Annotated in this window: 19 protein-coding genes; 8 read left to right on the top strand and 11 right to left on the bottom strand. The window is 73.1% G+C overall.

All coding sequences use genetic code 11. From position 1 onward, the window contains the following. Positions 1-97 precede the first annotated feature (97 nt). The 3 genes from OG710_RS14390 to OG710_RS14400 all read right to left on the bottom strand — a co-directional run bounded on the left by OG710_RS14390 (position 98) and on the right by OG710_RS14400 (position 3,414). Complete coding sequence (locus OG710_RS14390) at positions 98-1,546, bottom strand: flotillin family protein (RefSeq protein ID WP_330239688.1); 1,449 nt, start codon at positions 1,544-1,546, stop codon at positions 98-100. Between the two features lie 69 nt (positions 1,547-1,615). Next, complete coding sequence (locus OG710_RS14395; protein ID WP_330239689.1) at positions 1,616-2,125, bottom strand: hypothetical protein; 510 nt, start codon at positions 2,123-2,125, stop codon at positions 1,616-1,618. Between the two features lie 176 nt (positions 2,126-2,301). Continuing rightward, positions 2,302-3,414, bottom strand: a complete 1,113-nt coding sequence (locus OG710_RS14400) for an MFS transporter (RefSeq protein WP_330242250.1) — start codon at positions 3,412-3,414, stop codon at positions 2,302-2,304. Positions 3,415-3,606: 192 nt separating this feature from the next. On the opposite strand from OG710_RS14400, the gene OG710_RS14405 reads away from it, so the two are divergent. Beyond that, complete coding sequence (locus OG710_RS14405; RefSeq protein WP_330239690.1) at positions 3,607-4,365, top strand: AraC family transcriptional regulator; 759 nt, start codon at positions 3,607-3,609, stop codon at positions 4,363-4,365. Positions 4,366-4,466: 101 nt separating this feature from the next. Beyond that, positions 4,467-6,179 carry a SpoIIE family protein phosphatase gene (locus tag OG710_RS14410; RefSeq protein WP_330239691.1) on the top strand — a complete coding sequence of 571 codons (1,713 nt, stop codon included), beginning with the start codon at positions 4,467-4,469 and terminating at the stop codon, positions 6,177-6,179. A 13-nt stretch (positions 6,180-6,192) separates the two neighbouring features. On the opposite strand, the gene OG710_RS14415 is transcribed toward OG710_RS14410, so the two are convergent. From OG710_RS14415 to OG710_RS14430, 4 genes are all read right to left on the bottom strand, one after another. Next, the gene (locus OG710_RS14415; RefSeq protein WP_330239692.1) at positions 6,193-6,789 is read right to left on the bottom strand and encodes a hypothetical protein; all 597 of its coding nucleotides are present in this window, start codon (positions 6,787-6,789) and stop codon (positions 6,193-6,195) included. Continuing rightward, positions 6,786-8,033: an MAB_1171c family putative transporter gene (locus OG710_RS14420; RefSeq protein ID WP_330239693.1), complete on the bottom strand. Its 1,248-nt coding sequence runs from the start codon at positions 8,031-8,033 to the stop codon at positions 6,786-6,788. Before OG710_RS14420 ends, OG710_RS14415 begins: the two co-directional genes overlap by 4 nt. A 71-nt stretch (positions 8,034-8,104) precedes the next feature. Continuing rightward, on the bottom strand, positions 8,105-8,665 hold the full coding sequence (locus tag OG710_RS14425; protein WP_330239694.1) for a toxin: 561 nt from the start codon (positions 8,663-8,665) through the stop codon (positions 8,105-8,107). 3 nt (positions 8,666-8,668) lie between these two features. Next, complete coding sequence (locus OG710_RS14430; protein ID WP_330239695.1) at positions 8,669-9,115, bottom strand: hypothetical protein; 447 nt, start codon at positions 9,113-9,115, stop codon at positions 8,669-8,671. A 666-nt stretch (positions 9,116-9,781) separates the two neighbouring features. Here OG710_RS14430 and OG710_RS14435 point away from each other — a divergent pair. Further along, positions 9,782-11,272 carry a DEAD/DEAH box helicase gene (locus OG710_RS14435; protein WP_330239696.1) on the top strand — a complete coding sequence of 497 codons (1,491 nt, stop codon included), beginning with the start codon at positions 9,782-9,784 and terminating at the stop codon, positions 11,270-11,272. Here OG710_RS14435 and crcB (OG710_RS14440) read toward each other — a convergent pair. From crcB (OG710_RS14440) to crcB (OG710_RS14450), 3 genes are read right to left on the bottom strand one after another with little or no spacing between them, the layout of a single operon-like run. Next, on the bottom strand, positions 11,244-11,618 hold the full coding sequence (gene crcB, locus OG710_RS14440) for a fluoride efflux transporter CrcB (RefSeq protein WP_111329899.1): 375 nt from the start codon (positions 11,616-11,618) through the stop codon (positions 11,244-11,246). The two genes, OG710_RS14435 and crcB (OG710_RS14440), sit on opposite strands and share 29 nt — an antisense overlap. After that, complete coding sequence (locus OG710_RS14445) at positions 11,615-12,004, bottom strand: DUF190 domain-containing protein (protein ID WP_443064257.1); 390 nt, start codon at positions 12,002-12,004, stop codon at positions 11,615-11,617. The genes crcB (OG710_RS14440) and OG710_RS14445 overlap by 4 nt, the downstream gene beginning before the upstream one ends. Next, complete coding sequence (gene crcB, locus OG710_RS14450) at positions 12,001-12,468, bottom strand: fluoride efflux transporter CrcB (protein WP_443064258.1); 468 nt, start codon at positions 12,466-12,468, stop codon at positions 12,001-12,003. The genes OG710_RS14445 and crcB (OG710_RS14450) overlap by 4 nt, the downstream gene beginning before the upstream one ends. 288 nt (positions 12,469-12,756) lie before the next feature. Between crcB (OG710_RS14450) and OG710_RS14455 the strand changes: the two genes are divergently transcribed. Genes OG710_RS14455 through OG710_RS14465 form a run of 3 tightly spaced genes read left to right on the top strand, consistent with a single transcriptional unit; the run spans position 12,757 to position 14,996 of the window. After that, positions 12,757-13,548, top strand: coding sequence for an N-acetylmuramoyl-L-alanine amidase (locus OG710_RS14455; protein ID WP_330239697.1), 792 nt, complete (start codon positions 12,757-12,759; stop codon positions 13,546-13,548). A gap of 47 nt (positions 13,549-13,595) precedes the next feature. After that, entirely contained in the window at positions 13,596-14,177 is a 582-nt protein-coding gene (locus tag OG710_RS14460; RefSeq protein ID WP_330239698.1) for a GNAT family N-acetyltransferase, read from the top strand. Positions 14,178-14,216: 39 nt separating this feature from the next. Beyond that, positions 14,217-14,996, top strand: a complete 780-nt coding sequence (locus OG710_RS14465; RefSeq protein WP_330239699.1) for a phosphotransferase enzyme family protein — start codon at positions 14,217-14,219, stop codon at positions 14,994-14,996. A gap of 41 nt (positions 14,997-15,037) precedes the next feature. On the opposite strand, the gene OG710_RS14470 is transcribed toward OG710_RS14465, so the two are convergent. Next, complete coding sequence (locus OG710_RS14470) at positions 15,038-16,579, bottom strand: hypothetical protein (RefSeq protein ID WP_330242253.1); 1,542 nt, start codon at positions 16,577-16,579, stop codon at positions 15,038-15,040. A 247-nt stretch (positions 16,580-16,826) separates the two neighbouring features. Here OG710_RS14470 and OG710_RS14475 point away from each other — a divergent pair, with 247 nt between their 5' ends. After that, positions 16,827-17,777, top strand: coding sequence for an SMP-30/gluconolactonase/LRE family protein (locus tag OG710_RS14475; protein WP_330239700.1), 951 nt, complete (start codon positions 16,827-16,829; stop codon positions 17,775-17,777). 339 nt (positions 17,778-18,116) lie between these two features. Then, positions 18,117-19,121: a glycoside hydrolase family 11 protein gene (locus tag OG710_RS14480; protein ID WP_330239701.1), complete on the top strand. Its 1,005-nt coding sequence runs from the start codon at positions 18,117-18,119 to the stop codon at positions 19,119-19,121. Positions 19,122-19,170: the final 49 nt, after the last annotated feature.

Raw genomic sequence — 19,170 nt, forward strand, 5'->3', positions numbered from 1 at the left:
TTCCGGCCAATCCCGGCCGGGTGTCCGGGCCCGGACGCACGTGTGCCCGGCCGGGGGACTCGACCGGCCGGGCACACGCGGGGGACGGGGGCGTGGATCAGTCGCCGATCTCGATCTTCCCGTTCCGGTCGGCCGGGACCGCCGGCTCCGGGGCGGCCGGCTCGGCCGCCGGCTTGGGCACCGCGCCCTTGAGGTTCTGGAGCAGGGCGCCGAGGTCCACGCCGGTGGTGGAGGAGAGCAGCTCCATGCCCTGGGCGACGTTGTCCGTGACCGTACGGGACAGCCGGCTGGCGCCGTCCGTGGAGATGACGGTCATCTTGTCGATCGCGCCCAGCGGCTCGGCCGCCTTGGCGACGACCTGGGGCAGTACCTCGACGAGCATCTGGAGGACGGCCGCGTCGCCGTACTGCGCGAAGGCGTCGGCCTTCTTCTGCATGGCCTCGGCCTCGGCCGAACCGCGCGCCGCGATGGCCGCGGCCTCCGCCTCACCCTCGATGCGCACCGCCTCGGCGAGCGCGGAGCGGTGCAGCTTCTCGCCCTCACCGGTCAGCCGGGCGCGCTCGGCGGCCGCCTCGGCCTCCTTGACCTGGGCGATACGGCGGGCCTCCGCCTCCTGCTCCGCCTGGTAGCGGGCGGCGTCGGCGGGCTTGCGGACCTTGGTGTCCAGCTCGCGGTCGGTCAGGGCGGCCTGCCGCTCGGCGACCTTCTCCTGCTCGGTGAGGACCTCCTGCTGGCGGGCGGCCTCGGCGAGCGGACCGGCGGCGTTGGCCTTGGCGGCGGCCGCCTCGGTCTCGGCCTTGATCTCGGCCTGCTTCAGGTAGAAGGTCCGCTCGGCGATCGCGATCTCCTCGGCCGCCTTGAGCCGGGCCTGCTCCGATGCGCGGCGGGCGATGGCCTCCGCGATGTCGGCCTCCTGCTTGGCGCGGGCGGCCTCGGGGCGGCCCAGGTCCTCCAGGTAGGAGCCCTCGGTGGTGATGTCCTGGATCTGGAAGGCGTCCAGGATCAGGCCCTGGCCGGACAGGCTCGCCTCGGCCTCCTCGGCGACCTGGCCGGCGAACGCGGCGCGGTCGCGGATGATGTCCTCGACGGACATCCGGCCGACGATGGCGCGCAGCGCGCCGGAGAGCACTTCCTGGGTGAAGCCGACGATGCCGTCCTGCTGGCGCAGGAAGCGCTGGGCGGCGGCCCGGATCGCGTCCTCGCTGCCGCCGACCTTGACGATCGCGACGCCTTCGAGGTGGGCCTTCACCCCGCGCAGGGTGACGGCGCCGCGCACCGCGACCGGGATGTGCCGGCTGGACAGGTCCAGGGTGAACTTCTGCTGGACGAACGGCACGACGAAGACGCCGCCGCCGACGACGACCTTCTGGCCGCTGTTGTCGATGCTCGTCCGGCCGGTCACCGGGTCCACGGACTTCTTGCCCCGGCGCCCGGTGATGATGAACGCCTGGCTGGGGCCCGCCACCTTGTAGCGGGTGATGACGGCGAGGGCGAGCAGGAACAGGAGTACGACGACTCCGACGATCGCGATCATTACGGGACTCATGCGACTTCCCCCTCTGCCTCCGGACGGGGGCAGTTGTGAGACGAGCGGTGGTGGGGCCGGCGTACCGGTTCAGCGTTCGACGGGACGGACCGAGACCGAGGTGCTGGAGAGGGCCGCCTCGACCCAGATCTCGGCACCGCGGGCGATCGGCACCGGGCTCTTCGCGGACAGTTTGACGAGCTGTCCGCCCAGGCGCAGCAGGACCTCGCCGTAGCCGTCGGCCGGGATCGAGGTGACCACCGAGCCCGACGTGCCGACCAGGTCCTCGTTGCGCGGGGTCGCGTCGGTCTGGTCCCGCATCAGGGCACGGCTGAACTTCCAGGTCAGCACGGCGGCGACGAGTCCGGCCGCGACCCCGGCCAGGGTGGCGGCGAGCGTGCCCGCGCCGGTCGTGCCCAGCACGATGGCGCCGCCGAAGCCGAGCATGGAGAGGAAACCGGCGATCACCGGAAGGGAGACGAGTCCGCCGAACAGGCCCTCCAGCAGGCCCCCGAAAAGGCCCTCCAGAATGCCGTCGAAGATCAGGGACAGGGCGAGCAGCGCGATCCCCGCGATACCGAGACCCAGGAACAAGGTCACGTATTCACCCCTCCCGCTTTCGGCTCCCCGCACACTTTTCCATCGAACTGGCTGGATGGTCCCATACGTGCCCCCGTGGCAACACTGCCGGAACCCGGCAATCTTCGACTCCTCGTGGATGCCGGAGTGCCGGGCGGCCGCAAGGCCCCCCGGCGCGCCTTCGTCACAGGGGACGGTCAGTCGCCCGCCTGCGGTTCCGGTTCGGTGAGGAAGAGTCCCAGAAGCACCGCGACGACCGGGATGGCGCACAGGATCGTGAACACGCCCTGCGGCCCGTACGCTTCGGCCGCCGCGCCCAGCGCCGGGGCGATCAGCCCGCCGATGCTGACGGCCAGGCCCAGCGTGACCCCGGCGGCCGTGCCGGGGCGGCCGGGCAGATAGTCCTGGCCGAGCTTCACCAGGACGGCGAACGGCACGTTGAGCGCGAGCCCCGCCAGGACCGCGAAGACCAGCGGCAGCACGGTGCCGGGGGTCAGCCGCAGCGCGATCAGCGCCGGTACGGCGGCGAGCCCGCCCAGCTGGACCGTACGGACCATGCCGACGCGGTCCGCGATCCGGCCGCCGAGCAGCGTCCCGGCGACCCCGCCGACGAGGAAGCAGGCGAGCGCGACGCCCGCGATGCCCCGGCCGGAGTGCAGATGGCGAATCCAGAACAGCTCGATGAAGGTGATCGCCCCGAAGAACGCCACCGAGCGCACCACCTCGATGCCGGTGAGGAAGAGGAACGGACGCCACCGGTCCCGCCCCTCCCGGCCGGCCCGGCGCACCGGGGCCGCCGCCGGGCGGTGCCGCAGCAGCACGAAGGCCATCAGGACCGCGGGCGGGATGAACAGCGCCGTCGCCCCCACTCCCATCGCCACGAGCGCCGGGGTCGCCAGGACCGGCGCCAGGAAGAAGCCGACGCTGCCGCCCGCCGCGAAAACGCTCATCGCGGAGGCGCTGTCCCCGGCGGCCTCGCGGGCCGCCTTGCCCGCCGCCGGATGGAACATCGCCACGCCGAGGCCGGACAGCAGGATCAGCAGCCAGACGGCGGCGTACGGCTGGACCAGGCCCGACAGGCCGAGCCCGATCCCGGCGACGGCGAGCCCGGCCGGGGCCAGCCGGGGCAGCCGGTAGCGGTCCACCGCGACGCCGATGAACGGCTGCGGCACGGAGCTGCCGATCGCCGCCGCGAGGGTGAGCCCGGAGGCGGCCACATAGCTGTAGCCCCGGTCGAGCACGAAGTACGGGACGCAGGCGGGCACGAGGCCCTGGTAGAGGTCGTCCACGGCGTGCGCGGCGCCCCACATCCGCATCCGCCGCCAGGCGGACGGGGCGTCGGACGCGAGCGCGGGGGGCCGGGGGGATTCGGTCGGAGGGGAGGGGTCGGGCGGGGTCTGCCGGGAGGCGGCCGGGCCGGTCATGAAGGGTGCTCCTCGCTGAAGGTCCCTTCGAGGATTCCGGCCGGCCGCCGTAGCGGGCTAGCGATAATCTGCCTACTTATGTCGACAACCTGCCGCACGCTGCACGGCCCCGCGCGGGTGCCGCTCGCGCACCAGGAGCGCATCGCCCGCCACCACCACGTGGAGCACCAGCTCGTCTGCCCCTCGCGCGGCGTGCTGGAGGTGGCCACCCCGGCCGGCGTCTGGGCCGTGCCGCCGCACCGGGCGGTGTGGATTCCGGCCGGTGTCGCCCACGCCCATCTGGCGTACGGGCCGACCGAGCTGCGGGCGCTGAGCTTCGCCCCGGCGGACAATCCGCTCCGCCTCGACCGGCCCACCGTCCTGGCCGTCACCCCGCTGCTGCGCGAGGTCGTCGCCTGCCTCACCGACGCGGCCGAACCGGCTCTCGACACCCGGCAGCGGCGCAACCTGGAACGGGTCGCCCTCGACCAGTTGCGCCGGGTCGAGCCGCTCGGGGTCTGCCTGCCCTCCCCGGCCGACCCGCGCCTGCGGGACATCGCGCGCATCCTCCGGGACGACCCGGCGGACAGCCGCACCCTCACCGAGCTGGGCACGGCCGTCGGCGCGGCGCCCCGCACCCTGAGCCGGCTGTTCCGCGCGGAGACCGGGATGTCGTTCCCGCAGTGGCGCACCCAGCTGCGGCTCCACCACGCGCTGACGCTGCTCTCCTCCGGCGGTTCGGTCACCTCGGTGGCGGTGGCCTGCGGCTACAGCGGGCCGAGCGCCTTCATCCAGTCGTTCCGGCACGCCTTCGGCACCACTCCGGGCTCCTACGCGCAGGCGGACCCGCCGCGCTGAGCCGCGCGGTCGGCGGAGCTGCGGATGCGGGAGCGGGCGGGGCGGCCGACGATGAAGGGCCGGGCAGCAGGCGGCCCGTGCCCTGCCCCAGGAGGTTCGTCTTGCCGGTGTACGCCGACCACCCGCCGTCCATCGACGTCACGGCGCTCGCCGCCGTGCTCGACGGCACGACGGCGGGCGTGGCCGTGTTCGACACCGAGCTGCGCTACCTGTACGTCAACCCGTCACTCGTACGCCACAACGGCATCCCGCCCTCCGCCCATCTGGGCCGCCGCCCCAGCGAGGTCATGCCCGACATCGACGCCCGCGAGGACCTGATGCGCGCCGTGCTCGCGGACGGCCGGGCCCGCGAGGTCACCTCCAGCGGCCGGCTGCCCGCCGAGTCCGGCACCGCCCGCGTCTACTGGCACGGGGCCTACCACCGCCTGGAGGTCGACGGCCGGGTCGCCGGGGTCGTCGGCATCGTCCTGGAGGTGATGGCCTCCGACGACGAACAGCGCCGGCTCGCCCAGGCCCAGCGCCACCTCTCCCTCCTGGACAGCGCGAACACCCGCATCGGCACCACCCTGGACATGGACACCACCTGCTCCGAGCTGACGGAGCTGGTGGTGCCCGGCCTCGCCGACGTCGCCGTGGTCGAGGTCTTCCCGCGCGACGTCGCCCCGCCGGTGCGCCCGGGGCCGCCCGGCGTGGTGCGGCTGCGGCGGGCCGCCATGTCGGTGGTACGCGGCCTGCGGCCGAAGGCCGGCCGGTTCGCGGTGTCCGACGACTACGTGGACCACCGGGAGGGCTCCGCCGTACCGCGCTGCCTGGCCGCCGACCAGGCCGTCGTCGAGAACCTCGCCGACGACGAGCAGGTGGACCGCTCCGCCCCCACGCCCGAACTGGCCGAGGCGTACCGGGACATGGGCCTGCACTCGTCGGTCGTGGTGCCGGTCTCCGTGCGCTCCACCCCGATCGGGGTGCTGGCGCTGTTCCGGGGCGGCGGCTCGCCGGTCTTCTCGGACGACGACGTGGTGGTGGCCCGCGAACTGGCCGGGCAGGCCGCCGTCCACCTGGACCACGCGCGCCGCTTCACCCACGAGCACACCATCGCCCTGGAGCTCCAGCGCTCCCTGCTCTCCGAGCCCCGGCCGCCCCACCCGCACATCGAGGTCGCCACCCGCTATCTGCCGGCCGACCGCAGCGTGCTGGTGGGCGGCGACTGGTTCGACGTCATCCCGCTGCCGGACGGGCGCCACCTCAAGGCGATGGGCGATGTGATGGGCCACGGCGTCGAGGCGGCCGTCGCGATGAGCCACTACCGTTCACTGCTGCGGCTGCTGGCCGACGAGGAACTGCCCCCGCACCGCATCCTGGAGCAGCTGGACCGGATGGTGGAACGCTCCGGCATCGACCGGGCCGCCACCTGTCTGCTCGCCGTGGTGGACCGGGACGGCGGGATGTGCGAGGTGGCCAGCGCGGGCCATCTGCCGCCGGTCGTGCTCGATCCGGGCGCGCCCGGCGCCCGGATCTGCGAGGTGCCGGAGGCCCCGCCGCTCGGCACCGGCTTCGGCGGCTACCGCTCCACGGTGGTCGAGTGCGGCCCCGGCGCGGTGATGTTCATGTACACCGACGGGCTGGTCGAGCGGCGCGGCGAGGACATCGACGCGTGCGTCGCCCGGCTGGCGGAGCTGACCCTGCCGGAGAGCGGCGATCTGGAAACCCTGCTGGACCGGGTGCTGGAGCGCTTCGCGCCGGGCGCCGAGGACGACATCGCGGTGATGGCGTCCCGGACCCGCGAGGAACCGGACGACGGCTACCCGCAGGCCTGAACCCCGCGTCCCCTCACACGAACAGGAACGCGCCCGCCGTCGCCGCGCCCAGCGCCGTGCCGGCCGTCACCTGGCCGACCGTGTGGTAGCCGAGCGCCACCCGCGACCAGGACACGGCCGCCGTCATCGCGTACCCGCACAGCCACCACGGCGAGTGGACGGCGGCGAGCAGCGCGACCACGGCCGAGGCGACCGAGGCGTCCACGGAGATCTTCCACACCGTGTTGACGGCCAGCAGCACCACCGTCATCGCCCACAGCGCCAGCATCGCGGCCAGGATGCCGGTGGGTGCCCCGCCCAGCACCATGACCGCCGAACCGGCGCCGATGGAGCCGAGGATGACGAAGAAGATGGGCGCCCGCTTGGTGCGGTCCACGACGTGGCGGTCGCCCCAGGTGCCGCGCCCGCGCTCCCACTCGATGTATCCGGCGGGCACGATCCCCGCGCACAGGGCGCCGAGCAGCCCCCAGAGCAGCCCGGTCCAGTGCCCGGCCGCCGCCAGGCCGATGCCGGGCATGCCGACGAGGAGCAGGTTGCGCGGCTGGAGGACGTCGGTCACGGTGCGCGCGAGGGCGTGGTCGGGGGCGGCCGGGGTGTCGGTGGTGGTCATGCCGGCTGCTCCTCGTCCGTGGCGGCGCAGGCGTCCAGGACCGGGCGGGCCCGCTCCGGGGTGAGCGTGCGGTAGGCGGCGGCGACCCGGACCAGCCGGGCGACCTCGCCGTCCTGGTCGGTGGCGTGCTGGGCGGCGACGGCCGCCGCCTCGCCCGCCGGGGCGCCGGAGTCGCGGGCCAGCAGCGCCGCCTTGATCCAGTACGCGTCGGCGAGCGGCGAGCCGGGGCCGGTCCCGGCGGCGGCCTCGGCGGCGGGCAGCAGGGTGTCCGGCACGTAGTGGCGCAGCTTCTCGACCGCGTCCGCGATGTCCGCGGCCCAGCGGTCGACGCGCAGGTCGGCCGGGGTGTCGAAGCGGGTCAGCTCCCGCAGCAGCGGGCGCGGGGGCTCGAAGGGCTGGTCCGGGAAGGCCGTCATCAGCTCGAACCAGAGCCCGTGCAGCCGCGCCTGCGCCCGCCAGAGCTTGGCGCGGCGGCGGGCGTTGCTCAGGGCCGGGACGGAGGCGCCGACCGCGAAGAAGGCGAAGAGGACGACCTGGGCCGCCTCGGTGACCTCGTCGAAGCGCAGCGCGAAGGACTCGCTCGGATCGTCCACGACGCTGACCCAGAGGAACAGCGTGCGGCTGACGGTGTAGCCGACGCCGATGAACATCGCGAACGTCATCATCCCGAGCCCGACGCGCAGATGACGCATCCGGGCGCTCGCGGTGGCCAGCGCCCACTGGTAGGCGCAGACGGCGGACGCGGCGCCGAGATAGAGGTAGAAGACGCTCATGTACAGCGTGGCGCCCCACTGCCCGGCGTGGTCGGCGACGAAGCGGTCCGAGGGCGTGGCACGGTCCACGACGGTGAAGAACAGCACGGTCAGCAGCACCAGTGTGGCGACCGACGCCTTGGTGGCCACCTGCTGGATCAGCCGGGCGAACCGCACGTGCCGGGGCACGTCGCCCTCGTCCGCGTACTGCCCGTAGATCGCCACGATGTAGCTGAGAATGGCCAGAATCGCGATGGTGGCCGTGTAGTGCTTGATGAGTACGGAGAGGTCGGTGACCGGGCTGTCGTTGAGCCCGACGCGCACGAACCGGGTCTTCGTCCACAGCGCCAGGGCGAATCCCGCGTAACAGCCCCACAGCGCCCGGCGCCTGCGGTCCTCCTCGTCGCCCCACAGGGCGGCCGGCATGCGCCAGAGGGCGACGGCTGTCATCAGGCCCGCTATGAGATAGCCGGCGAGGTCGAGCGGGGTCACGGCGTGAGTCCTCGGGTGTAGGGGGAAGAAAGGGCGGGCGGTACGGGGCGGTGCGTACGGCGGTACGGGTGTCACATCCGGCGGAACAGGCCGCCGCGGCGGTGCGCGACCGGGCGCGAGAGCGAGTTCGCGAGGCGACCCACCATGTCATCGCTCGTGACGTCGCGGGCCATGCGGGGGATGAGCGACGCACCGAATTCGGCCATGCGTTCGTCGTGGGTGTCGTACTGCGCGCGTGCCTGCACGGCGTCCGGGGTCAGTTCCGCGCCGGGGCCGACCATCCGGGAGATGAGCGAGGTGTCGAAGACCGGCAGCAGCCGCTGGAGCTGCTCCGCGTCCAGCGAGGTGCCGTGGTCGAACCACTCGTGGCACAGCTCGTGCAGGATGACGTGCTGCGTCTGGTACTCGGTGGGGCGTCTGCGGTAGAGGACGAAGCTGGTGTCGGCGGCCTTCAGCCGCAGCCCGCAGGGCGCGTTGACGCGCGCCAGCCGGTCCGGCAGCTCGTGCAGCACGATGGTCCGGCCGCGCGCCGCCTCCATGTTGGCCACCAGGCCCGGTATGGAGAACGGAGAGGGGATCGGCAGCTCCGCGAGCCCCTCCTCGCACTCCCGGCGCAACTTCCGCATGGACATGGGTCAGTCCCGCTGCCCGCCGCCGGCCGGGGGCCTGCGGTCCTCGGCGTCCCGGAGCAGGGACATCGCGAACTGCAGCAGCTCCGGCGGCAGCCCGTCCTCGTTCACGCCGCGTCCGGCGAGCCCGCTGATCTCGCCGGTCCGCCGCTTGGCGAGGAACTGCAGCCCGGCCACCACGTCGTCCACGACCTCCGACTCCTCCTTGAAGAACCGCCAGTCCACGCCGAAGCCCAGGCCGAGCGCCTTGAGGATCTCCTCGGACGGCTGGGTGACCTTGCCGGCCAGGATGTTGGAGAAGTAGCTGTGGGAGAGCGAGCCGCCCCGCTCCCTGACCAGGTCGGCGAAGAACCGTCCCGAGATCCGGCGGCCGGGGAAGGTCTTCTCGACCATGTACTCGACCTTCTGGCGCAGCGTCCGCAGCTCCGGCGCGCGCTCTTCGCCGTTGTCCATCCGGCCCCCACGTTCACGTCCGCCGCAGACCCCTGTCCGGTTCCGGGGCGGCGCTCGATTCGGTCAACGGGCTCGTACTGTAACGAACGCCCGACCGCTGTCTCATGGGCGGGAGACCGGAGATGGCGAGAAGTGGAACAGTCTCATCGAGTGTCCGGAGCGGGCTTGCGCAAACACTCTACGTCACTGTTAACTCGAAAAAACACGGGCAGGGGGCCACGAGGGGAGTCCCTTGCCCGTGAAAACGGTGCTGTGCCGCGGCCTCTTCCGCCGCACAGGGGTGTAGCCCTTCACGACGGGGGATGCGTGAAGGGCTACCCGTGCATTATGGCCCCTGCGCCCGGCAGTCATCAACTGACCGGCCGGTCAGTGTCCTTGCCCCGGCGCGCCACCGGTTGCCGGTTCCCGGCAGACGAACCCGCCCGTTTCGGCCGCCCGCGACCCGTTGCCGCGCCCGCCGCCCCGGTTACCATCGAAAAGAGCCGCCCGACGCGGCACCCGGAGCCGGTCCCGTACGAAGCCCTGCGAAGGACTACGGAGGACACGGTCCGTGACCGCGCGACCGCACCCCTTCGTTCGGCTCCCTTCGACTTCGCTCGACTTCCTTCGACGGCGTACCGCACGCGCGACGGCACATCCCCTCGCCCCCAGACGAAAAGGTTCCGCTTGAACCGCGACCGCACACCCCGCTCCCACGACCGATACTCCCGTACCCGAGGCCAGGGCGCCGCGGGCTCCGGCTCCCGAGCGGGCGGCGGCGGATTCCGTTCCCGGGGCGCGGGCCGCTCCGGCCAGGGCCGGCCGGGCCAGGGGGGCCGCCCCGGCGGCCGCACCCGCGGGCCCGTCGCCCGGCAGGGCGAGTTCGAGCTGCCGCAGACCGTCACCCCGCCGCTGCCGCCCGTCGCGGCCTTCGCCGATTTGGACCTGCCGGACGCCGTGCCGGCCGTGCTGGCCGCCCAGGGCGTCACCGAGCCGTTCCCGATCCAGGCGGCCACCCTGCCGAACTCGCTGGCCGGGCGCGACGTGCTGGGCCGGGGCCGCACCGGCTCCGGCAAGACCCTCGCCTTCGGCCTGGCAGTCCTCGCCCGCACGGCGGGCCGCCGCGCCGAGGCCCGGCACCCGCTGGCCCTGGTCCTGGTGCCCACCCGCGAGCTGGCCCAGCAGGTGACGGCCGCGCTGACCCCGTACGCGAAGCCGCTGCGGCTGCGGCTGGCCACCGTCGTCGGCGGCATGTCCATCGGCCGCCAGACGGCCGCGCTGCGCGGCGGCACGGACATCGTCGTGGCCACGCCGGGGCGCCTGAAGGACCTCATCGAGCGCGGCGACTGCTTCCTGGACCGGGTCGCGGTGACGGTGCTGGACGAGGCGGACCAGATGGCCGACATGGGCTTCATGCCCCAGGTCACCCAGCTGCTCAACCAGGTCCCGAGGGACGGCCAGCGGATGCTGTTCTCGGCCACCCTGGACCGCAATGTGGACCTGCTCGTCCGCCGCTACCTGAACGACCCGGTGGTCCACTCGGTGGACCCGGCGGCCGGTGCCGTGACGACGATGGAGCACCACGTGCTGTACGTACGCGGCTCCGACAAGTACGCCACCACGACGGAGATCGCCGCGCGCGACGGCCGGGTGATCATGTTCCTGGACACCAAGCACGCCGTGGACGAGCTGACCGAGCACCTGCTGAACAGCGGCGTCCGGGCGGCGGCGCTGCACGGCGGGAAGTCCCAGCCGCAGCGCAACCGGACCCTGGAGCGCTTCAAGACCGGGCACGTCACGGTCCTGGTGGCGACCAACGTCGCGGCGCGCGGCATCCACATCGACAACCTCGACCTCGTCGTCAACGTCGATCCGCCCGGCGACCACAAGGACTACCTGCACCGGGGCGGGCGCACCGCGCGGGCCGGGGAGTCCGGCAGCGTCGTCACGCTGGTGCTGCCCAACCAGCGCCGCGAGATGACCCGGCTGATGGCCGACGCGGGCATCACCCCGCACATCGCCGAGGTCCGCTCCGGCGGGGAGGAGCTGAGCCGGATCACCGGCGCGCAGGCCCCCTCCGGCGTGCCCGTCACCATCGCCGCCCCGCCCTCCGAGCGCACCGGGCGCGGCTCCTCGCGGGGCGGCCGGGTCAGGTCCAGAGCGCCTCGGCGAGCGTGACGCCCGCGAAGGCCGCGCCGAGCCCCACGGCCACGCTCGCCACGGCGTTGGCCGCCGCGTAGAGCCGGGCCCCGTCCTGCGCCAGCCGCAGCGTCTCGTAGCTGAACGTGGAGTACGTGCTCAGCGCCCCGCAGAACCCGGTGCCGAGCAGCAGCCGCAGCTGGGAGGAGGCGGCCCCGGCCGCCGCCGCGCCGGTGAGCAGCCCCAGCACCAGGCAGCCGGCCATGTTGACGGTGAACGTACCCCACGGGAAGACGGTGTCGTGGCGGGACTGCACGGCCCGGTCGGTCAGATAGCGCAGCGGGGCGCCGACGGCCGCGCCGGCGATCACCAGGAGCCAGTTCACCGCCGCTCCTCCGGTATGCCGGGGGCCCCGGTGCGCACGATCTCGCAGGCGTCCAGCGTGACCGTGCGGCCGCCGGTCAGCTCCGCGATCCGCGGCAGGAACGCGCGTACGGCCGCCTCCGCGTCCACGATGACCACCGCCACCGGCAGGTCCTCGCTCAGCGAGAGCAGCCGCTGGGTGTGGATCATCGAGGAGGCGCCGAAGCCCTCGATGCCCCGGAACACGCTCGCCCCGGCGAGCCCGGCGGCATGCGCCCGGTGCACGATCTCCGTGTAGAGGGGCCGGTGGTGCCAGGTGGCGGACTCGCCGACGAGGACGGTCAGCCGCAGCCCCGGTCCGGTGGCCGGGGTTCCGTCTGGGGTGGTCATGTCCGCTGTGGTGGTCATGTCCGCCTCCACGCGAGTGCGCGGCGCGTCAGCCACACCGCGCTCCACACCGCCGCGAGGGCCGCGAGCAGCGTCACTCCCAGATAGGCAAGGCCGGTGCCGGCCCGCCCCTTCGCCACGAGGCGTTCGATGTCCACCGCGTACGTGGAGAAGGTGGTGAACCCGCCGAGCACCCCGGTCCCGAAGAACGGCCGCACCAGCCGGTGCGCCGCCCACGCCTCGGTGATCACCACCATGAACACGCCGATCACCGCGCAGCCGATCACATTGACGACGAGCGTCGTCCAGGGGAATCCGCCGGCTTCGGTGGGCCACAGCAGGGACGCCCCGTACCGCGCGGACGCCCCGATCACCCCGCCGAGCGCGACGACGGCGACGATCGCGGTCTGCGGGTTGCCGGTGCGGGGGCCGGTTTTCGTGCCGGTGCCGGTGCCGGTGCCGGTGCCGGTGCTGGTGCCGGGCATACGTCTCCTACCTGCCGGGGCGCCCGCCGGGCGCGGGCGCGCTTCTGCGCAAGTAGGGACCGTTGGCGGGCGCGTTTTCGGCGTCCGCGGTTCGGGTACGGCGGGCCCCACCGCCGCGCAGCGGCCGCACGGGCCCCTGCTGCCCCCAGGATATCGCCGGGCCACGCAGCACCGGACCGCGCGGCCGCTGTCTTCCCCGGCGCACCGCCCTTATTCCGGCAGCGGCCCGATTTCACCCGATCGGCCACCTCGCCTGCGGGCCGGGCGGTGAAGCCGCAGGGTGGAGCCATGTGGCCCCACCGAATATGGCTGGGTGCCGCGGTCCTCCCGCTGGCCCTGCTGGTGCCGCGGGACGCCCCGGTGCCCCACATCCTGGCCGAGCCGCCCCGTACCGCTTCCCACCCGCGGGCGGCCGCCGCCCCCCAGCCCGTCGTCGTCAGCCGGGCGGCCTGGCACGCGGACGAGTCCATCGTCCGGGAGCACGCCGCCTACACGGGCGCCGTGCGGGCGGTCTTCATCCACCACACGGGCGAGACCAGCGACTACGACTGCGCCGAGGCGCCCGAGCTGATCCGCAACGTCGAGGAGGCCCACATCAACGGCCGGGGCTGGGACGACATCGGCTACAACTTCCTGGTCGACCGCTGCGGCACGATCTACGAGGGCCGCGCGGGCGGCATCACCCGCTCCGTGCGCGGCGCGCACACCACCGGCTTCAACGCCGACAGCGTGGGCATCGCGGTCCTCGGCGACTACCACGACGGGGAGAAGGTCCCGGCCGCCGTCGTCCGCTCGCTGGCCGCCCTCGCGGCCTGGAAGCTGCTGCCGGGCGAGGACCCGCGCGGCAAGGTGCGCCTGCGCTCCACGAACGACGCGAGCCGCTACCCCAAGGGCGAGGTGGCCGTCCTGAACGTCATCTCCGGCCACCGCGACACGTACCGCACACGCTGTCCCGGCCAGGCGCTGTACGACGAGCTGCCGGAGATCCGGTCGATGGCCGCGGCCATGCGCGAGGCGGCCGGGCGCGACGGGGAAGCGACCACGGAGGACACCGGCAACCGCCACGGCTCATCGCACTAGTACGAAACTGGCTTGACGCTAGTGCATAGGCCGTTAGGCTGCCGGTCATGCCCGCAAAGAGCCCGCACCCCGTGATCCTGACCGGCCGCCATGTCCGCCTGGAACCGCTCACCCCCGCCCACCTGGACGACCTCTTCGCCGCCGGCGGCAACGACGACGACGTCTGGCGCTGGCTCGGCACCCCGGCCCCGCGCACCCCGCAGGACCTGGAAGCCACCCTGACCGCCCTGCTCGCGGACCCGTCCTACCTTCCCTTCGCCGTCATCCACCTGGAGACCGGGCGGGCGGTCGGCTGGACCACGTACATGGACATCGACGTGGCGAACGAGCGCCTGGAGATCGGCTGGACCTGGTACGGGCGCGCCTACTGGCGGACCGCCGTCAACACGGAGACCAAGCTCCTGCTGCTGACCCACGCCTTCGAGGACCTGGCCATGGGCCGCGTCCAGCTCAAGACGGACCACCTCAACCACCGCTCCCAGGCCGCGATCGCCCGCCTGGGTGCCCGCCGCGAGGGCACCCTCCGCCGGCACCGCCGCCGCCAGGACGGCACCTGGCGCGACACGGTGTACTTCTCGCTCCTCGCGGACGAGTGGCCGGCGGCGAAGGCGGACCTGGCCGCCCGATAATGCGGTGATCGCGCGCCGCCGGCCCGGCACACTGATCCGATGCAGCCCGAGGAAGAGCCGTTGTCCGGCGGGAACGTCAGCCAGGGAGTCGTCCGCGTCGGAGACACCGTCCGGCGTCCTGCCGGACCGTGGACCCCGGCGGTACACGCCCTGCTCACCCACCTGCACGAGGTGGGTTTCGGGGCGGCACCCCGCCCGCTGGGCATCGACGACCAGGGGCGCGAGGTCCTGACCTTCATGCCGGGGCACATGATCTGGCCCGACCGGTTCTCCCACCTGGACCCGGCTCCCCGGCTGGCCCGCGTCGCCCGGCTGATCAGGGAGTTCCACGACGCGGTCCAGGGTTTCAGCCCACCGCCCGACGCCCGCTGGCAGCAACTGATCCCCGCCGACGGCGCCGACATCATCGCCCATCACGATCTGGCGCCGTGGAACCTCGTCATCGGGGACGACACCCAGTGGGCCTTCATCGACTGGGACTGCGCGGGCCCCGGCACCCGCCTGTGGGACATCGCCTACGCCATCCACGCGTTCGTACCGATGTCCGCAGACCCCGAGTGGCAACGCCGGGACGCCGCGGACCGGCTCGCGGTCTTCGTCAACGCCTACGGCCTCGACGAAGCGGAACGCCGCGAGCTGGTCCCGCTGCTGGCGCGACGTACGCGTTCCATGTACGACTTCCTGCGCGACCAGGCGGCCCTGGGCGCGCAGCCGTGGTCGAGACTCTGGGCAGAGGGCCACGGCGACGTCTGGCGAAACGACGCCGACTACATCGAGCAACGCGCACACGAGTGGACCCGGGCCCTGCTGGCCGACTGAAGACCTGCCCATCCCGCACCGCGCAGCACCGGCGATCGGGTTCAGCATCCGCCGCCGAAACGGCCCAGTCCGTAGGCGGAGTCCAGGCGGTACGTGCCCGGCTGCCGGACCGTCAGGCGCGTCCACTCGCCGGACCGGCTCAGGCAGGCTCCGGCGGGGCCGTGGACGCGGAGCCAGGGGGAGTGCGCGATGCGGATGACGGTCGTGCCGGGGCGGGACATGCGCAGGGTCAGGGTCGCGTCGTCGGCGGCGGTGACCGCGGCGGGCGGGGTGGTGAGCGGGGTGGCGTTCCGCACCCGGTAGACCGTCCAGCCGTCGTCCTGCCAGACCCGGTCCAGCCACGGCAGCCCGCCCGCGACCAGGGCCGCTTCGGCCTCCGCCGGGCCGTCCGGCCGGGTGTGCGGGACGGCGACGAGGCCCACCGCCCAGCGGTCGAGCCAGGCCCGGTAGCGGGCCGGGGTCAGCTCGCCCTCGTAGAACAGCCGCCCGCGCTCGACGTCGAGCTGCCGGTTCCAGCCGCGTGCCAGGCTGACGTACGGGGCGAGCACGGCCGCCTCGCGGTGGTTGCGCGCGGGCACGGCCTCCACGCGGACCCGGCCGGCGCCCAGCCGGTCCAGCGCGGCGGTGACGCCCTCGGTCCGGGCGGCCCAGGCCGGCACGGCGGTGGAGACGCGCAGGTCGTCCACCGTCTTGTCGACGAGCCAGAGCCCGGACAGGACGCAGGCGGCGGCCAGCACCCACGTACACGCCCGAGCCCCGGCCCGGCGCGTGTCGAGGGCCGCCGCGCACAGCACCGGCACCGCGACCAGGCCGAGCAGCCGCTCCACGTTCGTGCCGATCGGTGACGCCACGAGGAACGTGAGCAGCACCCCGGCCGCGTACACGGCGGTCCCGTACCGCGTCACCCGCCACTCCCGTGTGCGGGGCGCCGCCGCCACGAGCACCGCGCAGACCAGGAGCGGCACCCACAACCGGTTGGCGTGCATGGGCTGTTCGCCGGTGAACGGGAACAGCAGCGTGGTGGCCCCGACGACCGCGAAGAACGGGACGACGAGCACGGCCCCCGTCCGCCACCGGCGGTCCAGCAGATACGCCGCGCCGACGACGACCAGGAACAGCCCGGCTACCGGGCTCGCCATCGTCGCGAGCGCCCCCGCCGCCGCGGCGACCGGGGCCCGGCCGGCGTACCGGCAGGCGACGAGCGCCAGGGCGACACCCAGGGCGAACGTCGTACGCCCCGAAGCGACGTCGCACCACAGGGCGAACGCGCCGAGCAGCGCGGGCGCGAGCGCGTGGCGCATGCCCGTACGCACGAACAGGCGGGCCAGCAGCCAGGTGGCGGCGAGCCCGGACGCGACGGACACGGTCCGCACCCCGAGCAGGGCCATGGCGTACGTGGAGAAGACGCTGTAGTTGGCGGTGTGCGTCCCGCCGTACCACGACAGGTTGTACGCCGAGCCCGGATGGCGTGCGGTGAACCCGGCCCAGGCGTACTGCGCGGCGAGGTCGCCGCCCCCGGTGGCCAGGAACGCGGCCCACACCGCGTACAGCGGCACGACGGCCGCGACGGAGACCAGCGGCACACGGTGGACCCGCCACCACGGCGCCCGTACCGCCCCGCGCGCCGAACCGTCCGCGTCCGCCCGTACCTCTTCACCCACCAGCACCCGGCACACCCTAGAAGCCCGTGAGCCCACCGCCGTCCCGCCGGCCGGGGCCCGTCTGCCCAACACGGCGTGTTCGCAAGGGGGCTGTGGCATCTTTCCGGCCAGGAGTGACGATCATGCGGCGGTTGACCCCGGCCGCGTACGGGTGAACGGATGGAACGGCATGACCAGCGAGAAGCCCCGACTGTACGAACCGCTCGACGACCGCTTCCGGACGGGCCGGTGCATGAACGGCGACGCGGACCTGGAGGTGCTGTACACGGGATGCCGGTGGGCCGAGGGCCCGCTGTACGTGCCGGCCTGGCGGCAGGTGATCTGGAGCGACATCCCCAACGACCGGATGCTCCGCTGGGACGAGGAGACCGGGGCGGTCGGCGTCTTCCGCCGCTCGGCGGGGCACCCGAACGGCAACACCCTGGACCGGATGGGCCGGCTCATCACCTGCGAGCAGGGCAACCGCCGGGTGACGCGCACCGAACTCGACGGCACGGTCACGGTGCTGGCCGACCACTGGCAGGGCAAGCGGCTGAACAGCCCGAACGACGCGGCCGTGAAGTCGGACGGCTCGATCTGGTTCTCCGACCCGGACTTCGGGATCACCAGCGACTACGAGGGGCACCGCGCGCAGAGCGAGATCGGTGCCAACAACGTCTACCGGATCGACCCGGACACCGGGGAGGTGCGGCTCGTCGCGGACGGCCTCGGCGCGCCCAACGGGCTGGTGTTCTCGGCGGACGAACGGCGGCTGTTCGTCTCGGACACCAAGGCGGGCCTGATCCGCGTCTTCGACGTACGGGACGACGGCACCCTCTCCGAGGGGCGGGCCTTCGCCGAGGCGGGCGCCCGCCCGGGGGCCGGGTTCGACAACCTGCGCTTCGACGACGGCGGACGGCTCTGGGCCGCCGCCATGAACGACGGCGTGCACTGCTACGACCCGGACGGCACGCTGATCGGCCGGCTCAACGTGCCGGAGGCGGTGTCGAACATCTCCTGGGGCGGCGCCAAGCGCAACCGCCTCTTCATCACGGCGGAGACGAGCCTCTACTCGGTGGTGATGGGGGTGACCGGAACCCATCCCATGGGTTCGGGGCACCGCCCCTGGCTGGGCCGGTAGGGGCCCGACGGGGGTTCCGGGAGGGCTCCGAGGGGGCTCCGAGAGGGCTCCGACAAGGGGTCGAAACTTTCGAAACGGGCGGTGGGCGGGTCGCCGGAAGGGCTCGCCACCGCCTCTTTCATGCCCGGGCTACTCGCGGGGAACGGTTCGCTGAGCTGGTGTAATCCCCAACTCCCGTAGGGGCGACCGGGATCGACAGTTTCGCAACTCGTGCCGAAAGTATTGACACCCCTGGGGCACGGTCCAACACTGAGCGCCGTCGGCAGGCCCCCCGGCCGACGACGACCTGGTCATGAGGACGAGAGGACTCCCCCCATGCACGCAGCCCCCGCACATCCCATGAACCGACCGCGAGGCCGCACCGGACCCGCGGACAGCCTCCGGCTGTTCATCCGCACCGCCTTCACCCTGCTGGTGGCGGCGATGGCGGCCATCGCCCTTCCCGGTACGGCCACCGCCGACACCACCGTCACCTCGAACCAGACGGGCAACAACAACGGCTACTACTACTCGTTCTGGACGGACAGCTCCGGCACCGTCTCGATGAACCTCGGCTCCGGCGGCAGCTACAGCACGTCGTGGCGCAACACCGGGAACTTCGTCGCCGGAAAGGGCTGGAGCACGGGCGGCCGCCGCAGCGTCACGTACTCCGGTTCCTTCAACCCCTCCGGCAACGCCTACCTGGCGCTCTACGGCTGGTCGCAGAACCCGCTCGTGGAGTACTACATCGTCGACAACTGGGGTACGTACCGGCCCACCGGCACCTTCAAGGGCACGGTCAACAGCGACGGTGGCACGTACGACATCTACGAGACGACACGGGTCAACGCCCCGTCGATCGAGGGCAACAAGACGTTCAAGCAGTACTGGAGCGTCCGCCAGTCCAAGCGCACCGGCGGCACCATCACCACCGGCAACCACTTCGACGCCTGGGCGTCGCACGGGATGAACCTCGGCAGCTTCAACTACATGATCATGGCCACCGAGGGCTACCAGAGCAGCGGCAGCTCCAGCATCACGCTGGGCAGCACGTCCGGCGGCGGCGACAACGGCGGCGGCGACACGGGCGGCGGCAACAACGGCTGCACCGCGACGCTCTCGGCCGGGCAGAAGTGGGGCGACCGCTACAACCTCGACGTCTCGGTCTCCGGCTCCTCCAACTGGACCGTGACGATGAACGTGCCGTCCCCGGAGAAGGTCATCGCCACCTGGAACACCAGCGCGAGCTATCCGAGCGCCCAGGTGCTGACCGCCCGGCCCAACGGCAGCGGCAACAACTTCGGCGTCACCATCCAGACCAACGGCACCTGGACCTGGCCCACGGTCTCCTGCAGCACGTCCTGACCCCTGGATTCCCCCCACGGGTGCTCCGGGGCGGCGACGACCGCCCCGG

This window comes from Streptomyces sp. NBC_00525, assembly GCF_036346595.1.
Lineage (GTDB): Bacteria > Actinomycetota > Actinomycetes > Streptomycetales > Streptomycetaceae > Streptomyces.